Source organism: Cellvibrio sp. (assembly GCF_053579595.1).
Genome location: NZ_JBRFPI010000156.1, coordinates 1 through 9,709, shown reverse-complemented (window position 1 = coordinate 9,709; position 9,709 = coordinate 1). Strand labels below are relative to the sequence as shown.

The 9,709-nt window shown below is 48.0% G+C and carries 9 protein-coding genes and 1 riboswitch; all 9 genes read left to right on the top strand.

The window, feature by feature from the left end:
• On the top strand, positions 1-972 hold a 972-nt coding region (gene nhaD, locus ACWA6V_RS11155; protein ID WP_449522552.1), incomplete at its 5' end, for a sodium:proton antiporter NhaD.
• Between the two features lie 160 nt (positions 973-1,132).
• Positions 1,133-2,368 (top strand): cation:proton antiporter, encoded by a 1,236-nt coding sequence (locus tag ACWA6V_RS11150; protein WP_449522551.1) that lies wholly within the window; start codon positions 1,133-1,135, stop codon positions 2,366-2,368.
• Positions 2,369-2,528: 160 nt separating this feature from the next.
• Positions 2,529-2,638, top strand: a riboswitch (TPP riboswitch).
• Positions 2,639-2,718: 80 nt separating this feature from the next.
• Complete coding sequence (gene thiD, locus ACWA6V_RS11145; RefSeq protein WP_449522550.1) at positions 2,719-3,531, top strand: bifunctional hydroxymethylpyrimidine kinase/phosphomethylpyrimidine kinase; 813 nt, start codon at positions 2,719-2,721, stop codon at positions 3,529-3,531.
• A gap of 57 nt (positions 3,532-3,588) precedes the next feature.
• Positions 3,589-5,517, top strand: a complete 1,929-nt coding sequence (thiC, locus tag ACWA6V_RS11140) for a phosphomethylpyrimidine synthase ThiC (protein ID WP_449522549.1) — start codon at positions 3,589-3,591, stop codon at positions 5,515-5,517.
• A gap of 95 nt (positions 5,518-5,612) precedes the next feature.
• Positions 5,613-6,236 (top strand): NUDIX domain-containing protein, encoded by a 624-nt coding sequence (locus ACWA6V_RS11135; protein ID WP_449522548.1) that lies wholly within the window; start codon positions 5,613-5,615, stop codon positions 6,234-6,236.
• Between the two features lie 144 nt (positions 6,237-6,380).
• On the top strand, positions 6,381-6,893 hold the full coding sequence (locus ACWA6V_RS11130) for a DUF1249 domain-containing protein (RefSeq protein ID WP_449522547.1): 513 nt from the start codon (positions 6,381-6,383) through the stop codon (positions 6,891-6,893).
• A gap of 296 nt (positions 6,894-7,189) precedes the next feature.
• Positions 7,190-7,972: a 3',5'-cyclic-AMP phosphodiesterase gene (gene cpdA / locus ACWA6V_RS11125; protein WP_449522546.1), complete on the top strand. Its 783-nt coding sequence runs from the start codon at positions 7,190-7,192 to the stop codon at positions 7,970-7,972.
• A 6-nt stretch (positions 7,973-7,978) separates the two neighbouring features.
• On the top strand, positions 7,979-8,551 hold the full coding sequence (locus ACWA6V_RS11120) for a YqiA/YcfP family alpha/beta fold hydrolase (protein WP_449522545.1): 573 nt from the start codon (positions 7,979-7,981) through the stop codon (positions 8,549-8,551).
• A 52-nt stretch (positions 8,552-8,603) separates the two neighbouring features.
• On the top strand, positions 8,604-9,709 hold a 1,106-nt coding region (locus ACWA6V_RS11115; protein WP_449522544.1), incomplete at its 3' end, for an ATP-binding protein.

Genomic DNA, 9,709 nt, shown 5'->3' with positions numbered 1-9,709 from the left:
CAGCGGTTGTGCCCGGCGCAAATGAGCACGCGCAGTATGATGATAATGGTGGCGCTCTTTGCGATGACCTTGTCGATGATTTGCGATAACGTGACAGCTACTCTGGTGACACTCGGTTTGGTGCATGCGTTTGATGTTGACCAGAAAACCCGTATTAAATTGGCCGTATTAGTGGTGTTCGCTGTTAACTCTGGAGGCGTCGCCCTGATCACTGGTGATGTAACCACCTTAATGATCTTTCTCTCTGGGCACGTCACTATGCCGCAGCTGCTGTTGCTGTGGATTCCTGCGATCGTGGGTGTGATGGTGTTAGCCGGTTTGATGTTTCCTGGTGTTTCCGGTCAGGTCACTACCGAGAAAAACGTGCGCACTTTTACCGGTATGGACTGGGCAATCGTAGGAACTTTCTTTAGTACGATCGTCTGCACCATGCTGTTCAATTTTTTCTTCCATGTGCCGCCAGTGCTCACTTTTTTGGTTGGTTTATCGGTGATGTTCTTTATCGGCCACTTTATGAACCTGGATCCTGAGGAAACTCGCATCCTTGAATACGTCCGTCAGATTGAATATGAAACGCTGTTGTTCTTCCTCGGGATTTTGTTGCTGGTTGGCATGTTGAAAGAAATCGGTACTCTGGATTTGCTCACTAATTTCTATGCCCAAATTGCACCTCAATACGCTAACTATTTGATGGGGTTATTTTCCGCGTTAATCGATAACGTACCTTTGACCGCAGCGCTCTTAAAATCAGAACCGGTATTACCAACAGCTGAATGGTTGGCGCTGACCTATGGTGTGGGGGTTGGTGGTTCATTATTGGCGATTGGCTCGGCTGCCGGAATTATTGCTATGAGTAAAGTGAAAGGGCTGACGTTTGGTGCCTTCTTGCGTTACACCCCTCTGGTATTTGTGGCTTACACCTGTGGCTATGCGGTGGCATTGACCTTGGCCAAAGTGGTATTTCCCGGTTAGTTAGTAGTAATTGTTGTGCAAGCAAAAGCCGGGTTTATTCCCGGCTTTTGCGTTTCTTGTAGTTGGAATTTACACGCAATTTATAATGGCCGTGCTCATTTGCTGGCAGCATGCACCCATTTTCAGCTTTACGTTTTTTAACTTTAACCTTGGAGTCGCCATGTCGTCATTAGATATTGCCAAGCTCGACCTTATGTATGTCGGGATTATTATTTTTACCGGTTTGCTTGGCGGAGTTATCGCCAAAAAAATCAAAGTGCCCGATATCGTATTATTTCTATTAATTGGTATCGGCCTCGGTCCAACTGTAGGTGGTTTGCTGCATGTACCGGCGGACTCCACCATGAACCAGTTGATCCTCACTATTGGCGCTTGCTACTTGTTGTTTGAAGGTGGTGCGACATTACGCTTCGTGGTGTTAAAACAAATCTGGATCACGTTGATTGTTATAGCCACCGCCGGTGTGTTAATTACCGGTGCCATTATTACTTATGCCGGTGTCTGGTTAGGTATTCCTATTGGCGTTGCGCTGGTGTTGGGTGCTCTTACTGCGTCGACCGACCCAGCTACTTTAGTGCCTATTTTCAAACAAGTACCGATTAAGGATCGTGTATCCCAAACAGTGATGAGCGAGTCGGCGCTTAACGATGCCATGGGTGCAATTGCGACCTTTGCGGTAGTGGCTTACGTGATGGGTACCGGCGAAGGTTTCAGCCTGACTCACTCTCTGGGCGAGCTGGCCTACGAGGCTGGCATGGGTCTGGTGTTGGGGGCAGTTGTGGGTTACACCGCTGCGTTCCTAATGGCTCACAACAGTTTGGGGATTTTCCGTGAGGTAACTCCCTTCGTGATTATTCTCGCGGTAATTACCGTATTTTTGTTGGCCGACGCGATCGGTGCTTCCGGCTTTATGGCGGTATTCACGTGTGGTGTGATGATCGGCAATAAAGAGACATTTAATCTGCCACTGGATCACCACGAGCACGAATATCTTGAAGATTATGTCGGCAATACCGCGCTGTTGATGCGTATGTTTATCTTTATCCTGCTGGGTTCACAAGTCGATTTCCATCTGCTTAAAGAATATTTGGGTGTTGGTTTGATCCTCCTGTTCATCTTTATCTTTATCGCGCGCCCACTGACAGTCTTTATTTGCGCTGGTCCGGATCGCCGTGCCAAGTGGACCTGGAAAGAATTGGTGTTTATGAGCTGGACGCGTGAAACCGGCGTTATCCCTGCAGCCCTGGTTGGTATTCTGGCGGGCATGAAAGTGCCGGGTATCGATGTGGTGGGTGCGATTACCTTTATATTTATTCTGGGGACTATTTTGATCCAGGCACCAACGACTGCATTGTTGGCAGGTAAGTTGGGATTGTTGAAGTCCCAAGAAAAATAACCTCAGGGGTAAGGGCGCCGCTTGCCACGCCCAAAAATCTCCGCAAATAATCCACGCCCGTAGGGGCGCCGCTTGCTGTGCCCCGGTTTTTTCATGCCATACGGGTGCAGCAAGCTGCGCCCCGACCTTTACTCTCCCCACCAACTCCAATAGACTGCCGGTTTTCTTGTCGGGGTGCTTTTTGCTGGCGTTATGCGGGCAACGAGGCTGAGATATACCCGCCGACCTGATCCGGTTAGTACCGGCGTAGGGAACGAGATCCTCCAAATTTTTTGCATGCCTATCAAGCGTGCCTTGGTATTTCTCCTTTTCCCGCGTCTTTGCTTTAGCCAATACATTGCGGAAATACCATGCACTCATTCATACCAACTCCCATAGCTCTTACCATTGCTGGTAGCGATAGCGGTGGCGGTGCCGGTATTCAAGCCGACTTAAAAACCTTTTCTGCCTTGGGTGTGTTTGGTTGCAGTGCGATTGCATCGCTCACTGCGCAAAATACGCTCGGTGTTCAAGGTGTATTGCCAATTCCACCGGCTTTTGTGCAACAGCAAATCCATTCGGTAATGAGCGATATCAATGTCGGTGCGATTAAAAGCGGCATGTTGGCAACGGCGGAAATTATCGCAGCCGTTGCTGAATCTTTAGCCGCTTATCCGCAAATTCCTTTTGTGCTTGATCCGGTAATGGTAGCCACAAGCGGCGATAGATTATTGGCAGAGGATGCGATCCAAACGCTGATTGAAAAATTGCTGCCGCTCGCGGCATTGATAACACCTAATTTGCATGAAGCAGCCGTTCTCTTGAATTTGCCAATCGCACAAAATCTGTCGGAGATGCAATGGCAAGGTGAGAAAATTATCGCCTTGGGTGCTCGCGCTGTATTGATGAAGGGCGGTCACACCGATGGTGAGGAAGCAACCGATTTGTTAATTACTGCTGCGGGTGTTGAAGCTTTTTCGGCCCCGCGCTTACTCACTAAAAATACTCACGGGACAGGTTGTACCCTGGCTTCGGCAATCGCTGCCGGTTTGGCTAAACAATTATCGCTCAGCGAATCGGTCAACCAGGCAAAAAATTATTTACATCAAGCTTTGGTGCATTCTGAAAAATTACACATAGGGCTGGGCTCAGGTCCGGTTCATCACTTTTATTCTTTTTATTAAGTCACGTTCTATTATCCCAATTTTGTTTAAATACCTGATTAAGACAAGGCCACTATTATGAATACCAGCGTCGAAAAAATTCTCAGCCAAACCGCCGAAGTCGATAAAGCCTCGGTACAACCCTTTACTGGCTCACAAAAAATTTATGTGCAGGGTTCGCGTGCGGATATTCAAGTGCCCATGCGCGAAATTACCCTGGCGGATACACCGACTGATTTTGGTGGCGAAAAAAATCCACCTGTACGTGTCTACGATACATCTGGCCCTTACACAGATCCGAACGTAAAAATTGATTTGCGTACTGGTTTGGGTGATGTGCGCACCGCCTGGATTGAAGAGCGCAATGACACTGAAGTTCTCGAAGACAGTCACTCCGAATTTACCAATGCACGATTGAATGATCCCAAATTGGCAAGCCTGCGTTTTAATCTCACCCGTAAACCTCGCCGCGCCAAACCCGGCATGAATGTATCGCAAATGCATTACGCCAAAAAAGGCATTATTACTCCAGAGATGGAATATATCGCCATTCGCGAAAATATGGCGCTGGCACAAGCGCGTGAATTGAGTGTGGATCCTCAATATAAAGCTTTGGGGCAGCAGCACAAAGGGATGAGTTTTGGTGCAAGTATTCCCGAAGAAATTACTCCAGAATTTGTGCGCGATGAAGTGGCGCGCGGCCGTGCGATTATCCCTGCAAATATCAATCACCCGGAGCTGGAGCCGATGATTATCGGGCGCAATTTCCTGGTGAAAATTAACGGCAATATCGGCAATTCGGCCTTGGGTTCATCAATTGAAGAAGAAGTGGAGAAACTCACTTGGGGTGCGCGTTGGGGCGCAGATACGGTGATGGATTTGTCTACCGGGAAAAATATCCATGAGACCCGCGAGTGGATTATCCGCAACTCGCATGTGCCGATTGGCACTGTACCGATTTATCAAGCGCTGGAAAAAGTTGATGGCGTCGCTGAAAATCTGACGTGGGAAATTTTCCGCGATACCTTGATTGAACAAGCTGAACAAGGCGTAGATTATTTTACGATTCACGCCGGTGTTTTGCTGCGCTACGTGCCGCTGACGGCCAAGCGGGTAACAGGTATTGTTTCGCGCGGTGGTTCGATCATGGCCAAATGGTGCTTGGCGCATCACAAAGAAAATTTCCTTTACACCCATTTCGACGAAATTTGCGAAATCATGAAAGCCTATGACGTTAGCTTTTCATTGGGTGATGGGTTGCGCCCCGGTTCGATTGCGGATGCAAATGACGAAGCGCAATTTGGCGAGTTGGAAACGCTCGGTGAGTTGACCAAAATTGCGTGGAAACACGATGTGCAATGTATGATTGAAGGCCCTGGTCATGTACCAATGCACATGATTAAAGAAAATATGGATAAGCAATTGGAGCTATGCGACGAAGCTCCTTTCTATACGCTTGGCCCATTAACGACCGATATTGCACCGGGTTACGATCACATCACCTCGGGTATTGGTGCGGCAATGATCGGTTGGTTCGGGTGTGCAATGCTCTGCTATGTAACACCTAAAGAACATTTGGGTTTGCCCAATAAAGACGATGTAAAAGAAGGCATTATCACTTACAAAATTGCTGCACACGCCGCGGATTTGGCGAAAGGCCATCCGGGTGCACAATTGCGAGATAATGCATTATCCAAAGCGCGTTTTGAATTCCGTTGGGAAGATCAGTTTAACCTTGGGCTTGATCCAGATACCGCCCGTTCATATCACGATGAAACCCTGCCGAAAGATTCGGCCAAAGTTGCACACTTTTGCTCCATGTGTGGCCCGAAATTCTGCTCGATGAAAATCACCCAGGAAGTGCGCGATTACGCTGCAAAAAATGGCACTGACATTTCGGTGATTGGCGATCAGGATATTATCAAGATGATCGATGTCGAAGCGGAAATGAAACAAAAATCCAAAGAGTTTTTGGAAGCAGGCGCTGAGATTTATCATCGGGTGTAAATTGCAAACTACTCCCTCCCCTCCTGATAGGGGGAGGGTTGAGGAGGGTGCTTTTGCACAGTTATTTTTTATTAAGCTATCCAATATAAAATATCATGATCAAAAAACCAGAATTCACCCGCGCCGATGTGGAAATTATTCGTCGCGAAGAAATGTATAAACGCTTTTTTCGCGTAGAAAAAATATTTCTTCGTCACAGGTTGTTCGAAGGTGGCTGGGGTAAGGAAATTGGCCGCGAGCTATTTGTGCGCGGCGAAGCGGTAGCGGTGGTGCTTTATGATCCTAAACATGATTTGATCGGTATGGTCGAACAATTTCGTATAGGTGCACTTGACGAACCTAATGGCCCCTGGTGCTATGAAGTAGTTGCCGGTATGTTGGAGGATGGCGAGTCGCCTGAAGATGTCGCACGGCGCGAGCTGATCGAAGAGGCGAATATACTACCCTATGCAATGGAATACATTTGCAATTATTTATCCAGCCCGGGTGGTTGTGATGAAAAATTGCATTTATTTTGTGGTTTATGCGATTTAAGTCAGGCAGGGGGTATTTACGGTTTGCCTGAAGAGGGGGAAGATATTCGCGTCCATGTATTGGCTGCGGATAATGTTTTTGCCGAGTTATTAAACGGCGCTTTTAATAACGCAGCAGCGCTAATTTGTTTGCAATGGCTGCAACTCAATAGAGTGCGGTTGCGCAATTTGCCGATCAGTGAATAATTTTTTGCAACCATTGACTTAGCATCGAGTCTGGCTAACACTTCCATTATCGGGTGTTCCAAGCTTCAACGGAATCGCCCGGCAATTCTTGCTACTCTTACTTTTTTATTTGCGCCCCGGTTTCGGCAAATTTTTAAGGCCTCTATGTTTACACTGCGCGCCACCAAAATCCAACCTGCCTACATAACTTACAAAGAGCGTTATAAGGTGGATTTGCCGCTGCAGATGGCCGAGTGTGAAACTAATTATGCCCGCCTGACCAAATTGCTTGCCAATAATCGACTGGATCAAACCGGTGAGCTGCAAGATGAATTTCGTTTTATGGTGGCGCGCGGTGCGCAACAGTGGTTGCACTTATTGTGCATTACCGAGCGCTCGCCTTACACCACAACCTTAGAGTTAAGCCGCGCGGCAATAGATACAAGTTCTAACTGGCTCAGGATGCCCAGATTAACCCTGCGTATGTATCACGATGCAAAGCTTGCTGAGGTTTTAGCCTGGGAAGGGCATAAGCGTTTGCGCCCACGCTATGAATATCCTAACCAGTCAATGTACCAAAGCGATGAAAAATATCAGCTCAACTGTTTTCTGGGTGAATGGTTAATTCTTTGTCTGGAGCATGGGCATAGCCTTGATACTTCCTTTTGTTTTGATTAAAAACTATTCTTCCCGCGTTCGTGGCGTCTGGTTCACTGGCATGTTGTTGCACAATCGCATCTGTTGCTGTTTGTAAAATCTGTTGTAAGCAATTCTTAACTTCCTCACAAAATTTACACTTCTTGGCTGCAAATGCCATTTTTTCCATAGTTGCAGGGTGGCGTAAACGCTGATTAGCGTATATCGTTGCGGTTGAAACTTATCCATTTTGACACTTAAGTCCACGCCTAGGCGTGAGTGGAACCTAGTCTGTTAATCATTTACAGAACCCGACTATCGAGGGACGAGAGCCGCCAGTGCGTCTGATTCAGATAACCGATTGCCATTTGGGTCCGCAGCAGAGCGAAACCCTTTTGGGGTTAAATACCGACCAGAGCCTTGAGGATGTGCTGCAGCTTATCCAGGAGGCGGAGCCGCGTTTTGATCATTTAGTTTGTACCGGCGATGTCGCCAGTGCAGGCCATATCGATTGTTACCGGCGTTTTGCCCATTCGATCCGCCGTTACTTTCCCCAGCCTCTTAGCTGGCTTGCTGGCAATCATGATTCGGCCGAGATAATGGTGTCTGAACAGGAAGCCTTGGGCATTCAGGGGCGTTTGGTTACACTGGGTGAATGGCTACTGGTGTTGTTGGATTCCAGTGTTCCCGGTCAAGTCTATGGCCAGCTTGCGGCGAGTGAATTGGATTTTCTTGCGCATGTGCTTGAAAGCCATCCTGACAAACACACTATTGTCTCGCTGCATCATCAACCGGTTCCGGTGGGCAGTGTGTGGATTGACCAGTATGTCGTGCGCAATGCCGATGCTTTTTTCCAATTAATCGACGATCACCCTCAAGTGAAACTGGTTGCTTGGGGGCATGTGCATCAAGAATTCCAGCAGCAGCGCAACGGCGTCACCCTGGTTGCAACGCCGTCTACCTGTGTGCAATTTAAACCCCTCTGTGATGATTTCACGGTAGATACCCAAATGCCTGGTTATCGCTGGTTTGAACTCAATAGTGATGGCACTTTTGCTACCGGCATCGCGCGCGTGACTAACAAGCAATACGTGATCGATTACAAATCGGCAGGTTATTGATCGCCCATGGCTGCACTGCTGTATATCCACGGTTTTCTCAGTTCCCCCCTCTCGTTCAAAGCACAGCAAACCGCACAATGGTTGGCTGTTGCGCATCCGGAAATTGAATTCCTCTGCCCCCAATTAACGCCTTATCCGGCGGATGCCCAAAAGCTGCTTGAGTCATTAATTGAACAGCATTTACCTGAGCCTGTGTATTTAATGGGCAGCTCTCTTGGTGGTTTTTGGGCAAGCTGGTTGGCGGAGAAGTATAATTTGCGTGCGGTGCTGATTAATCCTGCCGTGCGCCCACAGGATTTCATGCCAGCTTATTTAGAGGTTGACCTGAAAAGTTATCACACCGATGATAGCTACCGCTTAAGCGCACACCACATCGACGAGATTATTGCGGCCGATGTGCCTATCGCGCACCCCAACAATTATTGGCTGCTGGTACAAACGGGCGATGAAACACTCGACTACCGGCAAGCTGTACAAAAATACCACGCATGCAAGCAGACTATAGAAGAGGGCGGCGATCACGCTTTTCAGGGGTTCGAACGCTATCTCGATGATTGCATGACATTTTTTAAACACTAGGCTTTGTTTAATTACTCGGCCTTTTTACTTTTTTGGGTAAATAGAAAATAAGATGGCAAATTATTCCGCAGAAGATATTGAAGTACTCACGGGGTTAGATCCGGTAAAAAAACGCCCTGGTATGTACACCGAAACCACGCGTCCGAACCATCTCGCGCAGGAAATTATCGACAACTCGGTGGATGAAGCGCTCGCGGGTCACGCCAAAACCATTAATGTTATTTTGCACAAAGATCAATCGGTCACAGTAATCGATGACGGCCGCGGTATGCCGGTGGATATCCACCCTGAGCAAGGTAAACCCGGTGTAGAAGTAATTTTGTGTACGCTCCATGCGGGCGGTAAATTTTCCAATAAAAATTACCAGTTCTCCGGTGGTTTGCACGGCGTGGGTGTTTCTGTTGTTAACGCGCTGTCGGAAAAATTAATTGTTACTGTGAAACGCGATGGCAATGTTTACCAGATGGGTTTTTCCAACGGCGATAAAGCCAGCGATCTGGAAATTATCGATACCTGTCCCAAACGCCAAACCGGTACCAGCGTTCATTTCTTACCGAATCCCACTTACTTTGATTCAAATAAATTTTCGGTCAGCCGCATGCGCCATGTGTTGCGCGCAAAAGCAGTGCTGTGCCCCGGTTTGTCGGTCACCTTTTTAGATGAACAAACCGGTGAAAAAGATGAGTGGTATTACGAAGACGGTTTAAAAGATTATCTTGCGGGAGCAACGCAAGAATTTATTACGTTGCCTGAGCATCCCTTCGTTGGCGATTTCAGCGGTCAAACCGAGGCGGTGAGCTGGGCGTTGCAATGGTTGCCAGAAGGTGGCGAATTAATTCAGGAAAGTTACGTCAACCTGATTCCTACCGCGCAGGGCGGAACCCACGTTAATGGTTTGCGCACAGGTTTGCTCGATGCACTGCGCGATTACTGCGAATTCCGCAATTTGTTGCCGCGTGGAATAAAACTCGCACCAGAAGATCTGTGGGCGGCCTGCTGCTATGTGCTCTCCTACAAACACGCCGACCCGCAATTTTCCGGCCAGACCAAAGAGCGCTTGACTTCGCGTGAGGCGGCTGCCTTTGTATCCGGTATCACCAAAGATGCGTTTGCACTCTGGTTAAACCAACATACGGAAGACGGCGATAAACTCGCTGA

Excerpts from the sequence above, each read along its gene's own strand:
- ACWA6V_RS11135 (WP_449522548.1), top strand. The coding sequence starts at position 5,613 with ATGATCAAAAAACCAGAATTCACCCGCGCCGATGTGGAAATTATTCGT.
- thiC (WP_449522549.1), top strand. The coding sequence starts at position 3,589 with ATGAATACCAGCGTCGAAAAAATTCTCAGCCAAACCGCCGAAGTCGAT.
- ACWA6V_RS11150 (WP_449522551.1), top strand. The coding sequence starts at position 1,133 with ATGTCGTCATTAGATATTGCCAAGCTCGACCTTATGTATGTCGGGATT.
- ACWA6V_RS11120 (WP_449522545.1), top strand. The coding sequence starts at position 7,979 with ATGGCTGCACTGCTGTATATCCACGGTTTTCTCAGTTCCCCCCTCTCG.
- ACWA6V_RS11130 (WP_449522547.1), top strand. The coding sequence starts at position 6,381 with ATGTTTACACTGCGCGCCACCAAAATCCAACCTGCCTACATAACTTAC.
- thiD (WP_449522550.1), top strand. The coding sequence starts at position 2,719 with ATGCACTCATTCATACCAACTCCCATAGCTCTTACCATTGCTGGTAGC.